General features: G+C 64.5%; 21 protein-coding genes. 6 read left to right on the forward strand and 15 right to left on the reverse strand.

Features of this window, described 5'->3' with window-relative positions; all coding sequences use genetic code 11:
- Positions 1-78 precede the first annotated feature (78 nt).
- Positions 79-1044, forward strand: a complete 966-nt coding sequence (locus tag ACO2Q4_RS15005) for a glycosyltransferase (RefSeq protein ID WP_423320262.1) — start codon at positions 79-81, stop codon at positions 1042-1044.
- Here the strand turns inward: ACO2Q4_RS15005 and ACO2Q4_RS15010 are convergent.
- Both ACO2Q4_RS15010 and ACO2Q4_RS15015 read right to left on the reverse strand, forming a co-directional pair.
- Positions 1001-1768: a polysaccharide deacetylase family protein gene (locus tag ACO2Q4_RS15010; protein WP_423320264.1), complete on the reverse strand. Its 768-nt coding sequence runs from the start codon at positions 1766-1768 to the stop codon at positions 1001-1003. The two genes, ACO2Q4_RS15005 and ACO2Q4_RS15010, sit on opposite strands and share 44 nt — an antisense overlap.
- On the reverse strand, positions 1765-2835 hold the full coding sequence (locus tag ACO2Q4_RS15015) for a glycosyltransferase family 4 protein (RefSeq protein ID WP_423320266.1): 1071 nt from the start codon (positions 2833-2835) through the stop codon (positions 1765-1767). The genes ACO2Q4_RS15010 and ACO2Q4_RS15015 overlap by 4 nt, the downstream gene beginning before the upstream one ends.
- Positions 2836-2991: 156 nt before the next feature.
- Here ACO2Q4_RS15015 and ACO2Q4_RS15020 point away from each other — a divergent pair, with 156 nt between their 5' ends.
- From ACO2Q4_RS15020 to ACO2Q4_RS15035, 4 genes are all read left to right on the forward strand, one after another.
- Positions 2992-5715, forward strand: coding sequence for an ABC transporter transmembrane domain-containing protein (locus tag ACO2Q4_RS15020; RefSeq protein WP_311760731.1), 2724 nt, complete (start codon positions 2992-2994; stop codon positions 5713-5715).
- Positions 5712-6203, forward strand: a complete 492-nt coding sequence (locus ACO2Q4_RS15025) for a cyclic nucleotide-binding domain-containing protein (RefSeq protein WP_311760730.1) — start codon at positions 5712-5714, stop codon at positions 6201-6203. The genes ACO2Q4_RS15020 and ACO2Q4_RS15025 overlap by 4 nt, the downstream gene beginning before the upstream one ends.
- Before the next feature lie 73 nt (positions 6204-6276).
- Positions 6277-7980: an adenylate/guanylate cyclase domain-containing protein gene (locus ACO2Q4_RS15030; protein ID WP_423320269.1), complete on the forward strand. Its 1704-nt coding sequence runs from the start codon at positions 6277-6279 to the stop codon at positions 7978-7980.
- 86 nt (positions 7981-8066) lie between these two features.
- A complete protein-coding gene (locus tag ACO2Q4_RS15035) occupies positions 8067-9374 on the forward strand; it encodes a nucleotide sugar dehydrogenase (protein WP_423320271.1) in 1308 nt (435 codons plus the stop codon).
- Positions 9375-9407: 33 nt separating this feature from the next.
- Here ACO2Q4_RS15035 and ACO2Q4_RS15040 read toward each other — a convergent pair whose 3' ends face one another.
- The 7 genes from ACO2Q4_RS15040 to ACO2Q4_RS15070 are packed head-to-tail and all read right to left on the reverse strand — an operon-like array spanning position 9408 to position 16660.
- A complete protein-coding gene (locus tag ACO2Q4_RS15040; RefSeq protein WP_395135107.1) occupies positions 9408-9722 on the reverse strand; it encodes a cupin domain-containing protein in 315 nt (104 codons plus the stop codon).
- 32 nt (positions 9723-9754) lie between these two features.
- The gene (locus ACO2Q4_RS15045) at positions 9755-10882 is read right to left on the reverse strand and encodes a glycoside hydrolase family 88/105 protein (RefSeq protein ID WP_423320273.1); all 1128 of its coding nucleotides are present in this window, start codon (positions 10880-10882) and stop codon (positions 9755-9757) included.
- On the reverse strand, positions 10869-12422 hold the full coding sequence (locus ACO2Q4_RS15050) for a glycoside hydrolase family 28 protein (protein WP_423320275.1): 1554 nt from the start codon (positions 12420-12422) through the stop codon (positions 10869-10871). Before ACO2Q4_RS15050 ends, ACO2Q4_RS15045 begins: the two co-directional genes overlap by 14 nt.
- 52 nt (positions 12423-12474) lie before the next feature.
- The gene (locus ACO2Q4_RS15055) at positions 12475-13740 is read right to left on the reverse strand and encodes an ABC transporter substrate-binding protein (RefSeq protein ID WP_423320277.1); all 1266 of its coding nucleotides are present in this window, start codon (positions 13738-13740) and stop codon (positions 12475-12477) included.
- A 26-nt stretch (positions 13741-13766) separates the two neighbouring features.
- Positions 13767-14876, reverse strand: coding sequence for an ABC transporter ATP-binding protein (locus ACO2Q4_RS15060; RefSeq protein WP_423320279.1), 1110 nt, complete (start codon positions 14874-14876; stop codon positions 13767-13769).
- Positions 14876-15751, reverse strand: a complete 876-nt coding sequence (locus ACO2Q4_RS15065; protein ID WP_395135179.1) for a carbohydrate ABC transporter permease — start codon at positions 15749-15751, stop codon at positions 14876-14878. Before ACO2Q4_RS15065 ends, ACO2Q4_RS15060 begins: the two co-directional genes overlap by 1 nt.
- A 27-nt stretch (positions 15752-15778) precedes the next feature.
- On the reverse strand, positions 15779-16660 hold the full coding sequence (locus tag ACO2Q4_RS15070; protein ID WP_311760721.1) for a carbohydrate ABC transporter permease: 882 nt from the start codon (positions 16658-16660) through the stop codon (positions 15779-15781).
- Positions 16661-16879: 219 nt separating this feature from the next.
- On the opposite strand from ACO2Q4_RS15070, the gene ACO2Q4_RS15075 reads away from it, so the two are divergent.
- Positions 16880-17788, forward strand: a complete 909-nt coding sequence (locus ACO2Q4_RS15075; protein WP_311760720.1) for an AraC family transcriptional regulator — start codon at positions 16880-16882, stop codon at positions 17786-17788.
- Between the two features lie 29 nt (positions 17789-17817).
- On the opposite strand, the gene ACO2Q4_RS15080 is transcribed toward ACO2Q4_RS15075, so the two are convergent.
- From ACO2Q4_RS15080 to kdgD, 6 genes are all read right to left on the reverse strand, one after another.
- On the reverse strand, positions 17818-19098 hold the full coding sequence (locus ACO2Q4_RS15080) for a TRAP transporter large permease (protein WP_311760719.1): 1281 nt from the start codon (positions 19096-19098) through the stop codon (positions 17818-17820).
- 15 nt (positions 19099-19113) lie between these two features.
- Entirely contained in the window at positions 19114-19647 is a 534-nt protein-coding gene (locus ACO2Q4_RS15085) for a TRAP transporter small permease (protein WP_311760718.1), read from the reverse strand.
- 61 nt (positions 19648-19708) lie between these two features.
- Positions 19709-20695 (reverse strand): TRAP transporter substrate-binding protein, encoded by a 987-nt coding sequence (locus ACO2Q4_RS15090; protein WP_390908593.1) that lies wholly within the window; start codon positions 20693-20695, stop codon positions 19709-19711.
- A gap of 55 nt (positions 20696-20750) precedes the next feature.
- Positions 20751-21611: an amidohydrolase family protein gene (locus tag ACO2Q4_RS15095; RefSeq protein WP_423320283.1), complete on the reverse strand. Its 861-nt coding sequence runs from the start codon at positions 21609-21611 to the stop codon at positions 20751-20753.
- Positions 21608-22744 carry a mandelate racemase/muconate lactonizing enzyme family protein gene (locus ACO2Q4_RS15100; RefSeq protein ID WP_311760716.1) on the reverse strand — a complete coding sequence of 379 codons (1137 nt, stop codon included), beginning with the start codon at positions 22742-22744 and terminating at the stop codon, positions 21608-21610. Before ACO2Q4_RS15100 ends, ACO2Q4_RS15095 begins: the two co-directional genes overlap by 4 nt.
- On the reverse strand, positions 22744-23661 hold the full coding sequence (gene kdgD / locus ACO2Q4_RS15105) for a 5-dehydro-4-deoxyglucarate dehydratase (protein WP_423320284.1): 918 nt from the start codon (positions 23659-23661) through the stop codon (positions 22744-22746). The genes ACO2Q4_RS15100 and kdgD overlap by 1 nt, the downstream gene beginning before the upstream one ends.
- Positions 23662-23684: the final 23 nt, after the last annotated feature.

Raw genomic sequence — 23684 nt, forward strand, 5'->3', positions numbered from 1 at the left:
CATCCGGGGTCTGTCCATGCCGGTTCGTGATGCGCGCCGTCGAGGGATGGCGCGGGACATCAGAAAGGCATCCGGATCATGGCGGAAGGCAGGGACAAGCACTGGTTCGACGCGCAGCTTGAAGTGCTGGCGCAGCTGACCCGTACCGGCCGGTTCGACGATGCGCGCACCCTGGCCCAGCTGCTTGAGGCAGAACCGACTGTAACGGGTGATGCACCCATGGGTCCCCTTACACTTGCCGGCCTGCCCCGGCGCCTTCATGCGGCACTTCTGCACCTTGCACGGGCCGAGGGTCGCCTGATCGACAAGCTGGGCTGGCAGGCAAGCCAGGGACCGGCGCTTGACGCGCTTCTGCCAATGGCGGTGCTTGACCCGATGGAACGCAGACAGGCGGCAGAGATGGCCCTGGCACCCGTTCCCCGCATCCTGCACCAGATCTGGATCGGCTCCCTGCCCCGCCCCCCGTCGCTGGTCGCCTGGCAGGCATGGTGTGCACGACAGGGGCGCGCCTATTGCCTGTGGGACGAAGCGGCGCTGGAGCGGATCGGCGCCACCGACCATCCGGTCTATCGCCGAATGCTGGCCGAGGGGGATTACCCCGGTGCCGTCGATGTCGCCCGCTATCTGGTGCTTGATGCCCAAGGGGGCATCTATCTGGATGCAGATTTCTATCCCGCGCGCGATGACATGGATTTCGATCACTTCCTGCCCCCCTGCGGCCTGTCCTCTCTGGCCGAGGATACGCCCCGCGTCACCGGGCGCGGGCCGGTCCTGCTGACGAATGCGCTGATCTCGACTCCGCAGGCCCATCCAGCGTTGCGCGCGTTGATCCGCACCCTGCCCGATGCCGTGGCGGCCTTGCCCCGCGCGCCTGCGTGGTGGGTGACGGGTCCGCTGATCTTCACGCTGTTCGCCCGGCTTTGCCCCGCGTCGATGGCCGCGCATGACATTCTGGCCGGGCATCTGCCCCGCCGCGCACCCATGGCCGAACTTCAAAGGTTCAGGGACCGATCCGGTCTGCTGATCGACTGGAAAAGCTGGTAACGCCTTTGGAGAGCAAGTCGGGCATCATCTCCTCGGGGGTGATCCAGCGGCAATGTGGTCCCGCGGTCATCCCCATCAGCAGGTCAAGAAACTGCCACACCGCTTCGTCGTGATCCAGGTGATGGGTCAGGATGCCGATGGGACGGTCGATCTGCGCCCGAAGTGCCAGCTTCTGCCACAAGAGCGCGGGATCACGCAGACTGCGCCGCGCACGCCAGTCGATCGGGTCGATATCGGCATTCAGGACCGGCAGCGCCCGTGCGTTGATCCTGCCATAGGCGGAAAGGGCGCGGATACCGATGCCCGGCAGCCCCTCGGCCACGGCGGGTGCAATGCGGTTCCACGGCGGCACAAGCAGGTCCAGCACCCGGCCCGGAAAGACCCGGCCCAGCAGGTCCCTGCCCTCTGCCAGTTCCGCCAGCACCTCGGCCGCGGGACGATGGGGGCCAAGCTCCTGCTTCTTTTCTCGGGGACCGGCATGGTTCCGGTGCGACCAGCCATGCAGGGCGACGCGCGCATCCCCCGTCAGCAGCCCTCCCAGAGCCGGGTCAAGCCCCGCCGGCACCACCGCCAGCGTCGGGGGAACCCCATGCCGCTCGCAGAGCGAGATCAGCCGCTCAAGCCTTGGTCCGGGCCGGGTGGCGTCATCGTCGCGCAGCCAGAAGCGCAGGACCCGGCCCTGATCGGAGGCGGCGGCAAGGGCGCGGCGAAATACCTGGATCATCGCTGCACCTTTTCAAGGATCGAGTCGAGAAGGACGGCCGCACGCTCAAGGCTGCGCTCGCCTTGCGCAAAGCGCCGCGCCGCCACGGCCATCCGCTCGCGGCGGGCAGGATCTGCCAGCAGTCCGGTCACCGCAGCGGCATAGGCCGACACGTCGCCTTCGGGCGTCAGCAGTCCGGTTTCGCCGTCCTGCACCACCTCGGGAACACCAGCGGTATTTTCACTGATGACCGGCAGACCAGCCGCCTGCGCCTCAAGCGCGGCAAGGCCAAAGGCCTCGCCATGCCCCGGCCACAGGTAAAGCGACCCCTGCGCCAGAAGCGCCGCAAGTTGCGGCTGGTCCAGCTGGCCATGAAAGACGACGCGGGGACCAAGATACGCGAAGGCTGCTTCAACCTCGGGGCGTGCCGGGCCATCCCCGGCGATCGACAGCCGCCAGTCGCCGGGCACCCTGCCCAGTGCCCGCGCCAGCGCGCAATAGCTGGACAACTTATCCCCCGGACGCATCATGGCTGCGGTGACAAGATGGCCCGCAACCGGCCGGGGCGCGGCCATGAAGGGCGCGACATCGATAAAGGGCGGCAGGCGACGGACACCGACGCCCAGCGCCTCAAGCCCCGCCGCATCCCGTGCAGTCAGCGAGACGTTCGCCGCAGCGGATTTCAGTATCCCCGCGACCTCGGACTGCGCCACGGCCCAGTCGCCAAAATTGCGCCGGCGCGACCACGACGCCTCGACCGTGGCATGGGCAACCCCGAAGCAGCGGCAAAGCACCGGCCCGATCAGGTCGGGGGATTTGTAATAGGGGTGATAGCACAGCCACAGGTCCGGCGCGCCCTGCATCCGCCAAAGCCGGTCGATCCGCGTGATTTCGGCCGCGGCAGCGCTGCGCGCGTCGGTCAGAAGTCCGTGATCCGGCGCCTTCAGGAACACCCGCAGATCCGATGCCAGCCGCACTTCGTGGCCCGCAAGTGCCAAGGCGCGCATCAGCAGGCGCGCCATCGTCCGGTCCCCGGAAGGAACCGGATGATCCGGGGATTTCAGCGGGGCGTAAAGGGCAATCCTCATCTGGTCGGGCCATGTCGGGCTGGGAACGGGTGGACGGCGAAGGAGCCATGCGACACAAGCACTTGCAATCGTCGGACGCAATCGCCAACGATCCGAAACGACCCCTCGTGACGCCGTCCCGGCAGCGTCGCGACCGGGCGCCAGGCAGGAATAGCGATGGAACAAGGTCTCACCCGGTTCATCTGGACCTATACGCGACGTTCGCAGATCTGGATTCTGTTCATCGTCGTCATCTCGATGATTCCCTATTACATCTCGTTTGACCTGCCCAAGCAGATCGTCAACGGCCCCATCCAGGGCCAGGGGTTCGAAACCGCCACCTCGACCCAGATCTTCATGCGCATCGCCCCTGACTTGCCGGTCTTCGGCCAGGTGGTGCTTTTCGAAGGCGTACCGCTGGAGCGGATGCCGATGCTGATGGCGCTAAGCTTCACCTTCCTGTCGCTGGTCATCATCAACGGGCTCTTCAAGTATTACATCAACACCTTCAAGGGCCGCATGGGCGAACGCCTGCTGCGCCGGGTGCGTTATCAGCTGGTCGATCGCATCCTGCGCTTTCCGCCCCAGCAGTTCCGACGCATCAAGCCCGCCGAAGCCGCCAGCATGATCAAGGACGAGGTCGAGCCGCTGGGCGGCTTTACCGGCGACGCCTTTGTGCAGCCGGTGATGCTGACCGGGCAGGCGCTGATGGCGATGATCTTCATCTGCGTGCAGAACCTGTGGCTGGGCGCGGTCGCGGGTTTCATCGCCGGCATCCAGGTCGCGATCATTCCCCGCATGCGCCGCCGCCTGATCGAGTTGGGACGCCAGCGGCAATTGACCGCGCGCGAGCTTTCGGGCCGCATCGGCGAGCTGATGGACGGGATCTCGACCATCCACGCGATGGACACGACCAATTACGAACGCGCCGATATCAGCGCCCGGCTGGGCCGGATCTTCAAGATCCGCTACGACCTGTATCAGTGGAAGTTCATGGTCAAGTTCCTGAACAACTTCCTGGCACAGATCACGCCCTTCGTCTTCTATTCGTTCGGTGGCTACCTGACGATCAAGGGAGAGCTGGATGTGGGCCAGCTTGTCGCCGTCATCAACGCCTACAAGGACTTGCCCGGCCCCCTGAAAGAGCTGATCGACTGGGACCAGGCCCGTCAGGATGTGCGCGTGAAATGCGAAACCGTGGTCGAGCAGTTCCGTGCCCCCATGCTGATCGACGAGCGCCTGCATTGCCTCAGCCTGGAAACGGGGGCGCTTGGAGCCCCGCTGACCGCCTCGGCGCTTGAGGTGCAGGAGGACGGCGCTGGCGAAAAGCTGCTGGACCGGGTGTCGCTGTCCTTTGCGCATGGCGAGACGGTAGCAATGATCGACAATACCGGCTCGGGGGCCGAGGTGATGGCGGCCGTCATGGGCCGCGCGGTCTGGCCGACCAGCGGCCGCATGACCGTCGCGGGCGAGCCGATCGAGGACATGCCCGAATACCTGCTGGGCCGCCGCATCACCTATATCACGCAGCAGGATTACTTCTTTCAGGGCAGCCTTTACGACAACCTGCTTTATGGCCTGCGCCACGCGCCCTATTCCGTCCCCGAGGCAACGGATGCGCTGGCCGCCCGGCGGGCTCGCTGGGAACTGACCGAAGCTCGCGCCTCGGGCAATGCCGAATTCCCGGTGGATGCGGACTGGATCGATCGGGCGCTGGTCCCCCCCACGGCCGACGGGGCGCGCGATCTTGACGCGGCCATCGTCTCCGCGCTTGAGACGACCGGGCTTGCGCCGGATGTCATGGGCATGGGCCTGCGCGCCCGGCTGGCACCGGGAGAGCACGAGCATCTGAAATCCGTCATCGTCAGCCTGCGCCACCGCTTGCGTGCGGATCAGGCCAGCGGGGCCGCCAAGATCCCGATCGAGCATTTCGATACCCAGCGCTACAACTCGCGCGCCAGTCTGGGCGAGAACCTGCTGTTCGGCGAGCTTGCCTCGCCCGATGCGGGCACGACCATCCTGCGCAGCGACGCTGCCCGCAAGATCGGGGACGATCTTGGGCTGGCAGGCGATCTGTTCGACCTTGGCCACGAAATGGCCGAGAACATTCTGGAACTGGTCGGCGACGAGGGCGAGGACGAAACGCTTTTCGCGCAGATGCCCTTCCTGAACCCGCAGGACATCCCCGAACTGCGCCAGCTCGTCGCCCGCACCCATCGCGGCAGGCTGGTGGATGCAAAGCCCGACGACCGGTTCCGGATGCTGACGCTGAGCCTGTCCTATAATGAGGTGCAGATGCGGCTGGGCCTGCTCAGCGACGCGCTGAGCGACAAGGTGGTCAAGGCCCGCGCCATGCTGGCCGAGGCGCTGCCAAAGGAACTGCGCGCGCTGATCACCCCCTATCAGCCCGACACCTATAACGACGCCGCCCGCGTGATCGAGAACATCCTGTTCGGCAAGCTTGCCCGCAACAACCCCGAGACGCAGCGCAAGCTGTTCGACCTGATCGTGGGATACCTGCGCCAGGCGGGCGTCTCGCAGGACATCCTGCGCCTTGGCCTGGGAGAGGACGTTGGCATTTCCGGGCGCCGCCTGAACCTTGCGCAGCGTCAAAGGCTGAGCCTGGCGCGCGCGCTGATCCGGCAATCCGAGTATTATGTGCTGAACAAGGCGCTTTCCGCGGTTGACCCTCGCCAGCACGAGGCTATCGTTGGGGCGACCCTGCAAGCCCTGCAACGCCACGAGGAAAAGCCGGCGGTGATCTGGGTGCTGTCGAACACGCGCATGGCCCACCTGTTCCAGCGCGTCATCATCTTCGACCGCGGCAGCGTCGAGTTCGACGGAAGCTTCTGCGATCTGAAAGCGGCGCAGAAGTCGGACAGCACGATGGTGTTTACATGAGGCCCGAGATGGCGCTGAGTGACGAAGTGAACGCGCTGCGACAGGCACCGCTGTTCTCCTGCATCGAGATCGGGCGGTTGAAGAAACTGGCCTTCGCGTCCCATCGGGTGCATTTTGACAAGGGCGAAGTGCTGTTTCGCAAGGGCGACGATGCCGATACGGCCTATATCATCATCGCTGGCCGGGTCGATGTGCTGTCGGATGACGACGGGCGCGCGATCAAGGTGGCCGAGCTTGGCGTCGGCGACATCATCGGCGAAATCGCCCTGCTTTGCGGCGGCAGCCGCACGGCCACCGTGCGCGCCGCCGAGAACCTTGACGTGCTTTCAATTGAACCAAAGTATTTCCTGAAGATCCTTTCGGAAGACAGCAGCATATGCGTGCACATGATGCGCGTGCTGGCGGAGCGTCTGGCATGGACGACCGAACAGCTTATCGCGGCCAGGGCACTCGCTTCCCCCGATCCGGAAAGGACCGGCAAAGCGTGATGCCATCTCGGCTTGCTGCCCGTTCCCGCCGCGCCGCCCCTGCAGCGCGACGGCCCTGCCGGATGGTGCGATCATGAGCGCGGTTTCCCCCGATGGCGCGGGCGGTGCCTTTCCGGGACGCAGCGGTCCGGCCATGCTTCTGGCGCGGCAGATCTCGGGCAGCGTGATCCTGTGCTTCGTCATCATGCACCTGACGAACCATTCGCTGCTCATCGCCTCGATTCCGCTGGCCGAGGATGCGCGACAATGGCTGGCCATGCCGTGGCGCACGCTGCCGGGCACGGTGCTGTTCTATGGCTCTTGCCTGATCCATGCCGGGCTGTCGCTTTGGACGCTGTATTCGCGGCGAACGCTGCAGATGCCGCTGGGCGAGTTGATCCTTCTGATCCTGGGCCTGCTGATCCCTTATCTGCTGATCGACCACGCGATGGCGATGCGCCTGCAGGAACCGCTGCGCGGGCTTGAACCCAGCTACCGGATGGTGCTGACAGCGCAGTGGCACGACAACCCGATCATGTCGATCCAGCAATCCGTGGCACTGGTGATCGTCTGGGTTCACGGCTGCTATGGTCTTGGGCGCGTGCTGGCGACCAATCCCGGCTTCCGGCGCATCCGCACCGGTATCGTCGCCGCGGCGGTCCTGCTGCCGGTGCTGGCGCTGATCGGCTATGGCGTGGCGGGGGTCGAGACGGTGGACCGCATCGCGCGAGAAGAAATGTCGATGCATCCCCCTCTGCCCCCCTTGCCCGAGGCCTATCTTGGCTCGAACCGGATCGCGATGATCTCGACCGGGCTGCGAACGGGATGGATCCTGCTGATCGCGATGGTCCTGATCCTGCGCCAGCTGCGCGCGTTCCTGGGACGGTCGGGCCAGATCGAGATCAGCTATCTGGGCGGCGAACAGGCGCGCGCCAATCCCGGCATGTCGATCCTTGAGGCAAGCTGGGCGAATGGCATCGCGCATTATTCGGTCTGCGGTGGAAACGGGCGCTGTTCGACCTGCAGGGTGCGGATCATGGCCAGCGACGAGCCCCTGCCGCTGCCCAGCCCGCTTGAGGCCGCGACGCTGGCGCGGATCCAGGCCGGGCCGGATGTGCGACTGGCCTGCCAGCTGCGCCCCCGCGCCGCCGTCACCGTCGCACGCCTGGTCGAGCCGCCCCGGACCCATGCCGCCGAAGGGCAGGCCATGCCGCCCCGCGAACATGAAATCGCGGTCCTGTTCTGCGACCTGCGCAGCTTCACCACGCTGAGCGAGCGGCATCTGCCCTATGACGTGGTCTTTCTGCTGAACCTGTATTTCGACATTGTCGGCAACGCCGTCGCGGCGAATGGCGGCAGGGTCGACAAGTTCATCGGCGACGGGGCGATGGCCGTCTTCGGGATCGACACCGACCTGAACGTCGCCAGCCAGTCGGCGCTGCGCAGCGCCGCCCAGATCCGGCGCAATGTCGGCGCCCTGAATGAGGAGCTGATAAGGAATATGGGCGTGCGCATCGACGTGGGCATCGGCATCCATGCCGGTTCCGCCATCATCGGCAGCATGGGTTTTTCCGGCAATCTCAGCGAAACCGCGATCGGCGATACGGTCAACGTGGCCAGCCGGCTTGAAGGGGTGTCCAAGGACCTGCACGCCCCGATCGTCGCCTCGCAAGAGGTCATGCAGGCGCAGGACCGTCCCTGGGCCGACCTGGCCGGGCAGATGGTGCAGGTGCGTGGACGCGAAAGCGGGTTGATCGTCTATCCGCTGCAAGACGCGGAAAGTGCGCGCTTCCTGTGACACCGGCGCCCGGCCTGCCGGTCGCCGCTATGGTGCGGTCAGGCGTGCCGTGCTAGGTCGGGTCCGACGCTGCGAACGAGGCCCCGATGCTTGACGAACTGCTGAAGAAGATCGCGGACAGGACGGCACGCGTCGGCATCGTCGGGCTGGGATATGTCGGCATTCCACTGGCCATGCGCATCACCGAGATCGGGCTGCCGGTCCTTGGCTTCGACATCCTGCCCGAGCGCGTGCGCCAGCTTCATTCCGGGGAAAGCCCGATCCGCCACATCCCCGCCGACGCGATCCGCGCCATGCGCGCGCGCGGGTTCGAGGCAACCTGCGATTACAGCCGCGCCGCAGAATGCGACGCGCTGCTGATCTGCGTGCCAACGCCGCTGGACAAGCACCGCGAACCCGACCTGCAATTCGTCACTTCGACGATGGATTCCCTTGGGCCTTATCTGCGCGCGGGCCAGCTTCTGGCCCTGGAAAGCACGACCTGGCCAGGCACCACCGCCGAAGTGCTTGCACCCCAGCTGGTCGCGGCCGGGCTGACCCCCGGTCAGGACGCCTTCCTTGCCTATTCGCCGGAACGCGAAGATCCCGGCAATCCCGATTTCGACACCAGCCGCATCCCGAAGGTCGTTGGCGCGGATGACGAAGCCTCGCAACGCGCGGGCGTGGCGCTTTACTCGACCTTCATCGACACGGTGGTTCCGGTCAGTTCGTCCCGCGCGGCTGAAATGGTCAAGCTGCTGGAGAACATCTATCGCGCCGTGAATATCGGGCTGGTGAACGAATTGAAGATCGTCGCCCAGCGCATGGGGCTGGACATCTTCGAGGTGATCGACGCCGCCGCAACCAAACCCTTCGGTTTCAAGGCCTTCTATCCCGGACCGGGCATCGGTGGCCATTGCATCCCCGTCGATCCCTTCTACCTGACGTGGAAGGCGCGGGAATACGGCATCCACACCCGGTTCATCGAACTTGCGGGAGAGGTCAATGCCTCGATGCCCGAATATGTCGTCGGCAAGACGCTGCATGCGCTGAACGCGCGCGGCCTTGTCATGTCACGCGCCCGGCTGCTGGTCCTTGGCATCGCCTATAAGCGGGACGTGGACGACGTGCGCGAAAGCCCCTCGGTCCTGGTGATGGAGCGGCTGCGCGACTGGGGCGCGCATATCGATTACGCGGATGGTCAGGTGCCGGTCTTTCCGGTCATGCGCGAACATTCCTTTGACCTCGCCTCGGTCGAACTTACGCCCCAGACCGTCGCCTCGTATGACGCGGTGCTGATCCTGACCGATCACAGCGATGTGGATTACGCGATGCTGCGCGACCATGCGCGGTTGATCATCGATGCGCGGGGCCGGTTCAGCAACCAGCCCGCGCCCCATATCATTCCCGCGTAAAGGGACCGCGCCACCGGAGCGGTCCCGGGCAGGTCACAGGAAATCGTCGCGCCGCGGCGTGAAGCAGTCGATCAGCTCACCCGTCTCGATGCATTCGCAGCCATGACGCAGGCCCGAGCCGATGACGATGCTGTCCCCCGGCCCCAGCTCAAGCACCTCGTCGCCGCGGAAAAAGCGGAAACGGCCGCTGGCGACATAGGTCGATTGGGTGTGCGGATGGTCATGCAAGGCGCCGACGGCACCGGCCTGAAAGCGGAAGGACACAACCATCAGGTCGGGATCTTCCGCCAGAACCTGCCGGGCGACCCCGTCCGAAGGATGGGCGACGGGATATTCGGGTCGGGTCATGGCTTGCTCCTTGGTGATTTCCGGTTCCGTGGTCATGCCTGCCGGGTCTCGGCCGTCTCGGCAACCGATTTCGCAAGCAGCACGCCTTCGGCATGGGCCATCATCAGCGGACCGACCCCCTTGGCATCATCGGCCACCACCTCTTCGGTCAGGTAATAGGCGGGCGTTCCGTCGCGATAGACGCCGCCGAACCCGCCCAGCCCGGCCACCCGGCAGATGCCTTCAAGGCGCGTAACCCCGTCATGGGCAACCAACCGCCCCGTCTCAAGCCCGCGCAGGGCGGCAAGCCCCGCGGCGCGCAGGCGGAGTGCATCCGCACCCTGCGCCTGCCCCGTCCGCGCCGCCCGCAGGAAGGCATAGGCCAGCATCGCCGAGGCCGAGCTTTCGTCGTAATTCCCGACAAGTCCCGGCGCCTCCAGCACCTGCGGCCAAAGACCGCTCCGACCCTGTAGATCGGCCAGCTTCAACAGCATCCGCAAGCTGCGCTGGCGAAGCGCGGTCACCTCGTCACCCGGGGGCAGGATCGCCAGGACGTCGACCAGCGCCATCGCCAGCCAGCCCATCGCACGCGCCCAGACGGCCGGGGACTGGCCGGTCGTGGGGTCGGCCCATGCCTGCTGGCGGCTTTCGTCGTAGCCGTGGACATGCAGCCCCGAGGCGGTCTCGGTCAGATCCAGCGCCGTGCGGAACTGCAACAGGGCATCCGCGATCCGCGCCTGCTCGTTGGTTGCAAGCGCGTATTCGACCTGAAAGGGCAGCGCCATGTAAAGGCCGTCCAGCCAGACCTGGTGATGGTAGCGCAGCTTGTGCCAATAGTTCCCGGTGCCGATCCTCGGATGCCGGTCCAGCTGCCCGACCAGCCGCCGCGCCGCCGCCATGTAGCGGGGATCCCCCGTCTCGCGCGCCATGGGCATCAGCACGCGCCCCGCCAGGATATTGTCGATGTTGAATTCCTCGACCCGATATCCTGCAAGCGCACCATCCGGCGCGATCTGCGCATCTGCCAGACGGTGAAGATGCCCGCGCCAGCGCCGGTCCCCCGTCGCCTCGGCCAGCAGGTCCAGACCGCGATAGACGCAGCCATCCTCATAGCACCACGCCCCCTTCTTGTAGGCACGGTAGGATTGGCAGAAGGCGTCGAAATATTCAGTCGGGGACATGGGTCACCTCTTGCAGGGTAATCGGTGCGGTCGAAATCAGGCCCGGATCGTCGCAATCCAGATCGGCCTGTTCGGCCAGCAGGGTTTCGTGAAGCATGGGACGAATGTGATCGGCCATGTCGGGCAGCGCGGGCAGCGCCGCGGGATCAAGGGATTCGATCTGCAGGTTCCGGACCCGGATGTTCCGGATCGGGGCCTCGGCCAGTCCAAGGAAACATCCGGCCGCATGGGCAAGGTCGCGGATGGTCACGTCCTCGACCAGAATGCCGTCGATACGGGGCGTGGTCGCGTCCACGGGCGCGGGCGCGCGATCCTGCACCCGATGCGCGTGACCGTCGGCATCGCAATGGTAATGCGCATTGACCGAGATCGCGGTCCCGACGCCGTCCATCCGCACCCGGCGCATGGCGATGCCCGACACCGCGCCGCCCCGTCCCCTGCGGGTCTTGATGCGAAGCCCCCGATCGGTTCCCCGCATCTCGCAATCCTCGATCGCGACATCATGGACGCCGCCCGACATTTCCGAGCCGATCACCAGCCCGCCATGCCCGCGCTGCATCAGGCAATGCCGGATGCGGATGCCGCGCGTTTCCCGTAGATGGTCATCTTCGCCCAAGGGTCCGCGCTTGCCCGCCTTGACCGCGATGCAATCGTCGCCAACCGAAAAACGAATGCCGGCGATCAGCACGTTGCGGCACATTTCCGGGTTGAACCCATCGGTGTTCGGACTGTCCGGCGGGGCATCGACCTGCAATCCGGCGGCGACCAGATCGCTGCATCCCTGCGGGTGGATGGTCCAGCTTGGCGCATTGCGGATGGAAAAGCCCAGCAGCGTGACATCGTAGCAATCGACAAGATGCAGCCCGCGCGGGCGCCGCGCTCCGTCCCGCGTGCCCTTGGGCCATATCCACCAGTCGCCCTGTGCACCGCCGCCATCCAGCATGCCCGGCCCCTCGATCACCAGGCGCTCGGCCCCGATCGCATGCAACGGGGCGGCAAAGCAGGCGGCGGGCAGTCCTTCCCAGCTTCCCAGCATCCTGCCCTGCCCGTCGCGGGCAGGCAGGATCGGCCAGCCGCGCCGGTCCGACGGCGCGCGCAGGACCGCCCCGTGTGACAGGTGCAGCACCATGTCCGAACGAAGCGCGACCGGCATCGCCAGCCAGTCACCCGGCGGCACGACCAGCGTGCCGCCCCGCGGCAGATTGGCGATCGCGGCGACAAGACGCGACGCGTTTCCCCTCGCGGCATCCAGATCGCCCGGATCCCGCGCCGGGACCAGGCCTGCCGCGACATGCATCCCGGCACAGACGCGGGTGCGAAATTCGATTTCGTCCATCCCTGCGACCCGCAGGCGGTAAGGGGTGTCTGGCTCCAGCCTGTCCAGCATCAGGATCGCGACATCCGCGATGCCCCGGCGATCTGAACCGTCGGGCACAATCAAGGACCAGCCCAGCGGACGGGGCAGATGATACAAGGCACCGCTGACGGGAAGCCGCAAGGCAGCGGCCCGCGCCGTCACGGCGAGGGGGATGGGTTTCACGATCTTGCCTTTCAGAGGCCCGCCACGCGACACGGCGCGGCGGGCGGATGCGTCAGTCGAATTCGGCCAGGACGTCGTTCACGCCGTCGATGATCTGCTGGGCCGCATCTTCGGCGCCAAGCTGGCCATAGGCGTATTCTTCGAGCGTATCGATGAAGATGCCCCGGATCTCGGGATGTTCGTTGAAGGGCGAAACTGTCGGCCCCGAGGCCGCGACCACGATCTCGTTCGCGGCGCGTACCTCCGGCTCACCCTGCCCAGCCAGACGTTCGGCCGCGACCTTGGACGATGGCAGCCCCCGCGATGTGCCCAGCGCGTCGATCCCTTCCGGTTCGTTCAGCAGGCAGTTCAGGATCTGCGCTGCGGCCTCGGGATGTTTCGAGTTCTTCGAGATCGACAGCAGCATCGACGGCTTGCGATAGACGCCATCCGTCACCGCGCCCTCGACATGCAGCATCGGCACCGGCTTCAGGATCTGACCCTCTTGCAGAGGGTCGGCATATTTCGAATAGGTCGAATCCCATTCATAGGATCCCGCGATCTTGCCAGCGGCCCAGTCCGGCTTTTCGAACAGGTTCACGTTTCCGTCCGAAGCCTCTTCCTTCTGCGACCGCAGCGCGCCGATCTCGACCAGATGGCCAAGGAAGGCGATGCCCTGGGTCAGTTCTTCGGGTGTCCAGGCGACGCGGTTGGTCTTGGGATCGACCATGTCCTTTCCGGTCTTCTGCACCACGGCCAGCGTCACAAGAAGCTGTGCAGTCTCTTTTACCGCGTTGAAGGTATAGTAATCGTCGCCCAGCTTTTCCTTGATCGTCTTCGTCGCGGCCTCAAGTTCGGGCCAGCTGGTCGGAATGGCGACGCCCGCCTTCTGGAAGGTGGTCTCGTTGAAGAAGAAGGCGCGCCCGGTGGTCGAAACCGAGATCCCCTGCAAAATGCCGTTGACCGAGGCCGAGTCCAGATCCGCGTCGCTCCATTGCGTCAGGTCCAGCCCCTTGAGTTGGCGCAGGTCGGCAAAGCCCGTGCCATCGCGCGAGAACAGCGGCAGCCACGGCCAGTTGACCTGGACGATATCGGCCTCGGTCCCGCCAGCCATCTGGGTGGTCAGCTTTTCCAGATAGCCGTCGAAGCCGGTGAATTCGCCCTTGATGACGTGGCCATGCTTGGCGCCACAGACCTCAAGCGCCTTCTGCGTCGCGACATGGCGGCTGTCGCCGCCCCACCAAGACATGCGCAGTTCATCGGCCGAAGCGACCTGAACCAGCGTGATCGTTGCCAGGGCGGTGCCGGCCAGCACCCCCGCAAAGCGGTTCGATTTCATGTGTTTCCTCCTCTGTAGCCCCGGTCTCAGGCGGCCAGCCTGCGGCGATGCAGCGACACGTTGCTGCCATCGGCCTTGTCGAAGATGTGGATATGGTCTGGAACCGGCTTCAGGCCGATGAACTCGGCTTGGCCCAGTTGCTCGAATTCGCCAGCACCGACCACGGCGACGATCTTCTGCCCCTCCATCTCGGCATGAAGATAAACCTCGTGTCCCATGAACTCTGCGTTGGTCAGGCGCGCGCGAAAGCCCGCGGGGTCCAGTGCCAGATGCTGCGGACGGATGCCCAGCACCGCGTCGCGTGGCTGGCTTGCAAGCCGCGCCAGAACGTCCTCGGCCAGCGCCAGCCGCTGCGAACCGATGCTGAATTCGCCACCCTGAAGCTGACCCTCCAGCAGGTTCATCTCGGGGCTGCCGATGAAGCCCGCGACGAACAGGTTCGCCGGGTGGGCATAAAGCTCCTTCGGAGTGGCGACCTGCATGATGCGGCCCGCCTGCATGACGCAGATGCGGTCGCCCATCGTCATCGCCTCGGTCTGGTCGTGGGTGACATAGATCACCGTCGAGGACAGCCCTTCGGCCTTCAGACGCCGGTGCAGCTCGGTGATGCGGACCCGCATCGAGGCGCGCAGCTTGGCGTCAAGGTTCGACAGCGGCTCGTCGAACAGGAAAACGCCCGGCTTCTTGATCAGGGCGCGCCCCAGCGCCACTCGCTGCGCCTGTCCACCCGACAGTTGCTTGGGCAGCCGGTCAAGCAAAGGCTCGATCTCAAGAATGCGGGCCACATCGTTGATCGCGCTTGCGATTTCAGGCTTCGACTTGCCCGCGATCTTCAGCCCGAAGGCCAGGTTCCCCCGCACCTTCATATGCGGGTAAAGCGCATAGTTCTGGAAGACCATCGCGATCGAGCGCTTGCCCGGCGGCAGGTCGTTGACGCGCTGGCCGCCGATGACGACCTCGCCCCCGGTGATATCCTCAAGTCCGGCGATCATGCGCAACGTGGTCGATTTCGCGCAGCCCGAGGGGCCGACGAAAACCATGAACTCTCCGTCCTCGATATCAAGGTTGATGCCGTGGACGGCCTTGACCGTGCCGCCATAGACTTTTTCGACGTTGCGAAGCTGGACGCGTGCCATCAGCCCTTAACCCCCCCTGCGGAAATGCCCTCGATGAAATAGCGCTGCGCGGCGAAGAAGATGATCAGCGCGGGCGCGATGGTCAGGACCGACATCGCCAGGATGCGGTTCCATTCGAAGGCTTCAGTTGTATCGATTGACAGTTTCAGCGCGAGGCTGACCGGATATTTGTCCACCGAGGACAGATAGATCAGCGGCCCAAGGAAATCGTTCATGGTCCACATGAACTGGAACAGGCAGACCGAAATCAGCGCCGGGGCCAGCATCGGCACCACGATATAGACCAGCGTCTGCAGGCTGTTGGCCCCGTCGACCCGCGCCGCCTCCTCCATGTCCGAGGGCAGCGAGCGCAGGAACTGCACCAGCATGAAGACGAAGAACGCATCCCCCGCCAGCGCCGAGGGCACCCAAAGCGGCAGGAAGCTGTCCAGCCAGCCCAGGTCGCGGAACAGGATGTATTGCGGGATGCGCGTCACCACGTTCGGCAGCAGAAGCGTCCCGATCACCGTCGCGAACAGCAGCTTCTTCAGCGGGAAGTCAAAGCGCGCGAATGCATAGGCCGCCATCGTGCAGCTGATCGCCGTGCCGATGGTCTTGGGCAGGATGATCAGGAACGAGTTCCAGAAGAACCGGCCGAAGGTATACGGAGTCGAGGTCTGCCAACCCTTCACATAGCCGTCGAGCGTCGGGTTTTGCGGCAGGAAACCCGCGCCCGAGAAGATCTCGGAATTGGTCTTGAAGCTGGCTCCGACCAGCCAGATCAGCGGGTAAAGCATCATCAGCCCGACCGCGAACAGCAGGACATAGCGGATCGTGGCCGAGACCAGCCGAAGCCGGGCGCGACGGGCGGCCTGGGCCTCGTTGAAGCTGTCCATATCCAGCATGGCATTGACGTCCATGGGTCAGCTCCTTTTGTCGCCGGCGTAATAGACCCACTTTTTCGACGACCAGAAGGCGATCAGGGTCAGGACCATGATGATGCCGAACAGCACCCAGGCGATGGCAGAGGCGTAGCCCATGTTGAACTTCTTGAACGCCTCTTCGTAGATATACAGCGGCAGCAGATAGGTCGATTTCAGCGGACCGCCCTGCGTGATGATATAGGGGCCGTTGAACTCCTGGAACGCCTGGACCATCTGCATGATCAGGTTGAAGAAGATCACCGGCGTCAGCAGCGGCAGCGTGATCGCGAAGAACACCCTCGTCTTGCTGGCCCCGTCGATGGCCGCGGCCTCATACAGCGATTTGTCGATGGACTGCAGCGCGGCCAAAAAGATCACCATGGCCGAGCCGAACTGCCAGCAGCGCAGCAGCGTGATGGTGAAAAGCGCGTTGGTCGGATCGCCGAACCAGTCGACCGGCCCCAGTCCGATGCCTGCCAGCATCATGTTCACCAGCCCCTCGGACGCGAACATATAGCGCCACAGCACCGCGATCGCGATGGATCCGCCCAGGATCGAGGGAACATAGAACGCGGTGCGGAAGAAATTGATGAAGCGCAGCCGGTAATTCAGGATCGCCGCGATGAAAAGCGCGAAGCCCAGCTTCAGCGGAACGGTCAGGAACACATAGGTCAGCGTCACCCACAGCGACTTGTCAAAGGTGCGGTCGCGGGTGAACAGCTTCGTGTAATTCGCCAGCCCGGTCCATCGCGGCTCGGTCATCAGGTCATAGCGCGTGAAGCTGAGATAAAAGGACGCCAGGAACGGGATCGCGGTGAAGACCAGAAGCCCGATCACATAGGGGGCCAGATAGGCCAGCCCCAGAAAGCGCTGCGACTTCATGCCGGACCCCTTTCCGGGCGGGCAGACATGCCTGTCCTTGTTGCGGAATCGTGCAAGTGTTTCCTCCGGACCGGGTGCTGTCGACCGGGACCGTCAAGTGCGGCCCGGGCACTGGCTGTCCCGATCTCCTCCCTGTTAATGTCGATCCGTGGATCGTTCTCCGGGGATCACTTAACCGCAATCAGCACGCAGACTGAATTGACAAACGAGGGAAAAAAGATGGACGAAATCGAAGGCGGCATTCTGGCCGCCATTCCTCCTTCGGCGCTGACACTGACGCTGACCCGCGCGGCGATCCGGATGGAGCATTCGACGACCTGGGCCATCGACAAGATCAACCCCGTCGACGACCTGATCCTCTGCCTTGAGGGTCGCGGCATCTATCGCATCGAAGACGAGACCAGGATCATGGAGCCGGGCGACGCGATGCTGATCCGCCGCGGCCAGCGCTTTCAAGGCCGGAACGAGGGACCAGGCACCTATCGGGGGGTCGCGCAGCATTTCACGCTGGACATCTATGGCCGCCACGACCTGATCGGGCAGATGGACCTGCATCCGCGCCTGCGCCTGTCGCGCTGGTCGCTGCTTGAGCCGATGGCGCGTCATTACCGGCAAAGCGCACCGCCGGAATCGGTGACGCTTGGGCAGCATCACCTGTTCATGGTGCTGCTGATTGCTTTCATCGAGGACGCCTTCATCGGTTGGCGGGACAGCGCCACCTATCTGCCAGAGGGGGCCCATGCGCTGGATCTGGCGGTGATGAAGGCCGCTACCATGATATCGGCCAATCCCATCGATCCGGGGATCGCGGTCCGCGCGGTAGAGGCCGCGCCCTATAACCCGGATTACTTCCTGCGCGAATTCCAGCGCCGTGTCGGCCGCACTCCACGAAAATACCAAGAATACCGCCGCATGGAGCGCGCCATGCATCACCTGGAATCAGGCCTGAGCGTCGCAGCGACCGCCGCCGAGATCGGCTATTCCGATCCCTATTATTTCTCGCGCATGTTCAAGAGGACGCTGGGGCTTTCCCCGCGCGAACACATGCGCCGGATCGAGAAAAGCCGCCATGGCGGGTTGATGCGTCTGGACGAACCCGAACAGGCAGAGCGCCTGGCCGGAAACTGAAAGGCCCGCCGGGTGGCGGGCCTTTCGCGTCATCTGAAGACCGCCGGCAGCCAAAGTGACAGCGCCGGGATGTATGTGACCATCATCAGCACCACCAGTCCCGCGGCATAGAAGGGCCAGACGCTGCGCATCGCCTCCCATATGCTGATGCGGGCGACAGCGGCGGCGACGAATTGCACCGGCCCTAGCGGCGGCGTGTTCAGGCCGATCCCAAGGTTCAGGATCATGATGACCCCGAAATGCACCGGATCGACACCGAAGGCCGTGACCACCGGCAGGAAGATCGGCGTCGTGATGATGATCAGCGGCGACATGTCCATGAAGGTGCCAAGGACAAGCAGCACGATGTTGATCATCAGCAGGATCACGAAGGGATTGTTCGAAACCGACTGCATCCACTGAAGCGAGATCTGTGCGACATGCAGATAGGCCATCAACCATCCGAACGCCCCCGCCATGCCGATGATCAGCAGCACCATCGCGGTGGTGCGGACCGCCTGCTGCGTCGCATGGACGAAATCGCTCCAGCTGAGGCTGCGATAGACAAAGGCCGTGACAAGCAGGGCATAGATCACCGCGATGCACGAGCTTTCCGTCGCCGTGAAGATGCCCGAGCGTACGCCGCCGAAGATGATCGCGATCAGCAGCATTCCCGGCAGCGATTCCAGCAGGAAGCGGAAGACGCGGGCAAAGCCCGGAAAGGCCTCGGTCGGGTAGCCGCGCTTGCGGGCGACGATATAGGCCGTGATCGACAGCGCCACCGCCAGCAGCAGGCCCGGGATGATCCCTGCCGTGAACAGGTCGGCGATGGAAATCTTGCCGCCGCCCGAGATCGAATAGATGATCATGTTGTGGCTGGGCGGCAGCAACAGGGCGATCAGCGCCGCCATCGACGTCACGTTGACGGCGTAATCCGCACCATAGCCGCGCGCCTTCATCTGCGGGATCATGATGCCGCCGACCGCCGCCGCCTCGGCCACGGCCGAACCTGAAATGCCGCCGAACAGGGTTGAGGCCGCGATGTTGACCTGCCCCAGACCGCCCCGGACATGACCGATCAGCGAACCCGCGAAGGCCACGATCTTGGCCGCGATCCCGCCCCTGACCATCAGGTCACCCGCGAAGATGAAGAACGGAATGGCCATCAGCGTGAAGACCGAAATGCCCGCTGATACCCGCTGGAACACGACCAGTGCGGGAATCCCGAGATAGCCGACCGTCGCAAGGCTTGATATCCCAAGGCAGAAGGCGATCGGCGTGCCGATCAGCATAAGTACGGTGAAGACACCGAAAAGGATAAGATATTCCATGTCAGGTGCCCGTCCTCATGCCTCGGTCATCAGCACGTCTTCGGCATCCGGCTCGGTTTCGAGCTTTCTGCCGGTCAGGCGCAACAGGATCTGCTCAAGCACAAACAGCGTGATGAGAACGCCCCCGACGAACAGTGGCATATAGCTCATCCCGCCCGGCAGGCGGATCACCGGCAGCGTAGCGCCCCAGGTCTTGGCCATCAGCTGCCAGCCATAGACCGACATGCCGACGCCAAAGACCAGCACTGACAAGTCGGAGGCCAGCCGCAGCCAGGTGCCGAAGCTTTCGGGCAGGAAATGCATCAGCACGTCGAAGCCCATGTGGAAATTCTCATGCACGCCGACGGCCGATCCCAGAAAGATGAACCAGCTCATCAGCAGGATCGCGGTCGGCTCGACCCAAAGCAGACTGTCATTCATGACATAGCGCATGAAGACCTGCGCGAAGACGATGACCGTCATCGTGGTCAGGCCAAGGCCGGCCAGCCACAGGCTTCCCCTGGCCAGCACGGCATTCAGCCGGGACAATGCGGCAATTCCCTGTCCCATTCCTTCCCCCATATTGCGGGTTTGAAAAAAGGCCCGCGGCATGTGCCGCGGGCCGCTGGGCTCACTGGGTATCCTGGATGCGCTTGACCAGATCCTTGGCCTCGGGCGTGGTCACGTATTTCTCATAGACCGGAACCATCGCCTCGATGAAGGCGGTCTTGTCGACATCACGCGTGACCTCGGCCCCCGAGGCGATGACCTTGTCCTCGCTGGCCTTTTCCTGGTCGGCCCACAGCTTGCGCTGCAGAGTTGCCGAATTCTTCGCCGCATCGCGCAGGACGGCCTGATCCTCGGGGGATAGCTTTTCCCAACTGGTCTTCGACATTGCGACCAGTTCCGGCACGATCAGGTGCTGGTCAAGCGTGAAGAACTTGGCCACCTCGGCATGGCCCGAGCTGTCATAGCTGGGGAAGTTGTTCTCGGCCCCGTCGATGACGCCGGTCTGGATCGAGGAATAGACCTCGCCATAGGGCATCGGCGTGGCATTCGCGCCCAGGGCCGACATCATGTCCACGAAGACGTCGTTCTGCATGACGCGGAACTTCATCCCCTTCAGGTCGTCGACCGTCTTGATCGCCTTTTTCGAGTTGTAGAAGCTGCGTGCGCCCCCGTCGTAATAGGCCAGCAGCACCAGGTCATGGGGCTCGAATTCCTTGGCGATCTCGTCACCGATCGGGCCGTCCAGAACCTTGTGAAGGTGATCTTCCGAGCGATACAGATAGGGCAGCGAGACGGTCTGCGTCACCGGCACGATGTCGTTGAACGAGCCGAAGCTGGCGCGGACCATGTCGATCACGCCGAACTGGGTCTGTTCGATCGCGTCCTTTTCCTCGCCAAGCTGGGACGAGGGAAAGACTTCGATGCAGATGCGGCCCTGGGTCTTGTCCTTGACCTCGGCCGCCATCGCCTTGACGCCCTCGACCGTCGGATAGCCGTCGGGATGCGTGTCGGACGAGCGCAGCGTCACCTCGCAATCGGCCGCGACGGCGGCGCTGGCGCCGGCCGCAAGGATGGTTCCGCAAATCAGCAATGTGCGGGTCAGTTTCATTCTTCTTCCTCCCTTTGTTTGCGGACCCGTTCCTCCGGTCCGCTTCGTTATCGCCTCAAACGGGCGGTATTCGGTAAAGCTCCTCTGGATTGGAGACGAGTACGCGGTCTCGCGCCCCTTCGGGCAGCCAGTCCAGCACCAACTCGGCCAATTCGATCTCGTCGGGATAATCCTCAGTCCGCGCGATGCCATTGTGCGGCCAGTTCGTGCCCCAGACGATCCGTTCCGGCGCGTGGGCGGCAATGCGGCGCGACAGTCCCTCGATATCTGCAAAGGGCCAGCCCTGCTGGCTGCTTTCATAGACGCCCGCGAACTTGAACCAGCAGTTGCCCTTGTCGATCAGTTGCAGCACGGCGTCGATCTGGGGCGCATCGGGCGTGGCACCACGGAAGAACTTGCCGTGATGGTCCAGAACCCAGCGCGATTTCAGTGCCATCAGGCGCGGCAGATGGGTCAGGATGTCCGAGCCGTTGAACTGAACCGCCATCATCCAGCCCGCGGCATGGGCGCGGGCATCGACCTCCTCAAGATGGTCCAGGTTCAGTGCCCCGCCGGGCAGATCCATGATCCGCGCCCCGACCACACGCCGCGCGGACAGCTCTGCCATCTGCCGGTCGTCCGTCGTGCCGTCGATGACCGCGACGCCCCAGGCGCAATCCCGCATCTCGTCCAGACAGGCCAGCAGGTTGCCGTTGTCTTTCTGATGCGCATTGCCTTGGGTGATGATGACGCGGTCGACGCCCATCCACTCCATGACCTGCCGATAAGCCGCGGCATCGGGCAGCGGATCCTGCGGAAGGCCCGGCCCGCCGGGCAACGCAGGATAGCCCGGAAGATACATGTGCATCTGCGTGTCAACCGCCCCCTTGGGAAAGGGAGCGGTCGAAGGTAGGCCCGTCAGTTTTCGCGCGATCATGCGTCTTTCATCCTGAATTCAGCCAAGGCATCGCGGTTGATCTCGATGCCAAGGCCGGGTGCCGAGGGGATGGCGACCAGCCCCTTCACCGCCTCGATCGGGGTCTTCAGCACGGCTTGGCGGAAGGGGTTGTGGGTGCGGTCGAACTCCATGATCGGCTCGACCGGGTTCACACGCACGGGGTCCGGCACCTGGGCCGCCATGAATTGCAGCGCCGCGGCGATATGAACGCCCGTGCCCCAGACATGGGGAACGATGCGGACGCCGTGCAGGCTGGCCAGAGCCGCGATCTTCATCGCCTCGGACAGGCCGCCGCAACCGGCGATGTCGGGTTGCAGGATGTCGACCGCGCGGGACTGGATCGCGGGCCACATGCCCCAGCGGGTATGCCAGGTTTCCCCCCCGGCGACCGGGATCGGCTGGCCCGCGCGCACCTCGGCATAGGCGGAAAGCTGTTCGGGAACCACCGGCTCCTCGAACCAGTCGATGTCGTATTCGGCGGCGGCACGGCCGACGCGGATCGCCTCAGACACGGTATAGCCGTGGTTCGCATCGATCATCAGCCGCATGTCGGGGCCAATGGCCTCGCGCACGGCGCGGATCACGCGCAGATCCTCGGCAGGGTCGAAGCCGATCTTGATCTTGCATGCGTGGAAGCCTTCGGCCCGGCGCTGCGCCATCTCGGTCGCATTGTCCTCGACACGGTCGACGCCGTCGCGCTTGAAGCTGCCGGTGGCATAGGCGCGCACGCTGTCGCGCCAACGCCCGCCCAGCAGGGTCGAGACCGGCACGCCCAGCGCCTTGCCCTTGATATCCCACAGCGCCATGTCCAGACCGGACAGCGCCGTGATGGTCAGGCCACGCTGCCCTTGATCGCGCAGCGCATTGTAAAGCGTGGCCCAATGCCGCTCGGTCGCCAGCGGGTCCTGGCCGATCAGCCAGGGCGCATAGGCGGCGACCACCGCGGCATTCGGGCGTGCGGGGCCAAGGCATTCGCCCCAGCCCACTGTGCCGTCATCGCATTCCACCTCGACCAGGACATGCGCCCGGCGGTCGAACCGCATGGACGCGCTTTCGAACGGCACGTCCAGACGATGCTCCAGCAGGTGGGTGCGGATGCCGGCGATCTTCATCAGGCGGCGGCCTTGCGCTGATAGGGCGCGATCAGCGCAGCCATCATGTCGATCTCGGCCGGGGTCAGGTCGGTCAGCGGCGAACGCACCGGACCCGCGTCAAAGCCCTGCAGACGCACGCCCGCCTTGATCGCCGATACCGCATAGCCCTTTTGACGGTTGCGGATCGCCATGAAGGGATAGAAGAACTCGTTCAGGATGCGCTCGCAATTCGCGCGGTCGCCACCCCGAAGCGAGCGGTAGAATTCGTTTGCCAGCGCCGGAACGAAGTTGAACACCGCCGAGGAATAGGTGGTGAAACCCGCGCCCAGATAGGCTTCGGCAAACAGCTCCGCCGTGGGCATGCCGCCCAGATACATCAGCCGCTCGCCCATCTTGGCGGTGACCTGGCGGACAAGACCGATGTCGCCGGTGCCGTCCTTGAAGCCGATCAGGTTCGGGCATTCGTCGCAAAGGCGCGCCAGCGTGTCGGGCTGCAGCACCGCGTTGTCGCGGTTATAGACCATGACCCCGAAGCCGACCGATTGGCAGACTTTCTTCACATGGGCGTAGAGCCCCTCTTGCGGCGCGTCGATCAGGTAGTGCGGCAGCAGCAGGATGCCGTCCGCGCCCGCCTTTTCGACCGAGCGGGCAATCTCGACCGCCATTTCGGTGCCGTAACCGCAGCCCGAGACGATGGCCGTCTTGCCGGCGACTTCCTTGGCGGCGGCGACGATTTCGGGGATTTCCGACGGGGCCAGCGAGAAGAACTCGCCCGTGCCGCCCGCCGCGAACAGGACCGGAGCGTCATAGCCAGCAAGCCATTCGACATGCGCGCGATAGCTGTCGCCGGCGAATTTTCCCTGGGCGTCAAAATGGGTCACGGGGAAGGACAGCAGGCCAGAGCCAAGCGCGGATTTCAGCTGTTCGGGCGTCATGGGGAATCCTCTTCTGATGCTGC

Origin of the sequence: Paracoccus sp. KR1-242, from assembly GCF_049446195.1 — a bacterium.
GTDB lineage: Bacteria > Pseudomonadota > Alphaproteobacteria > Rhodobacterales > Rhodobacteraceae > Paracoccus > Paracoccus broussonetiae.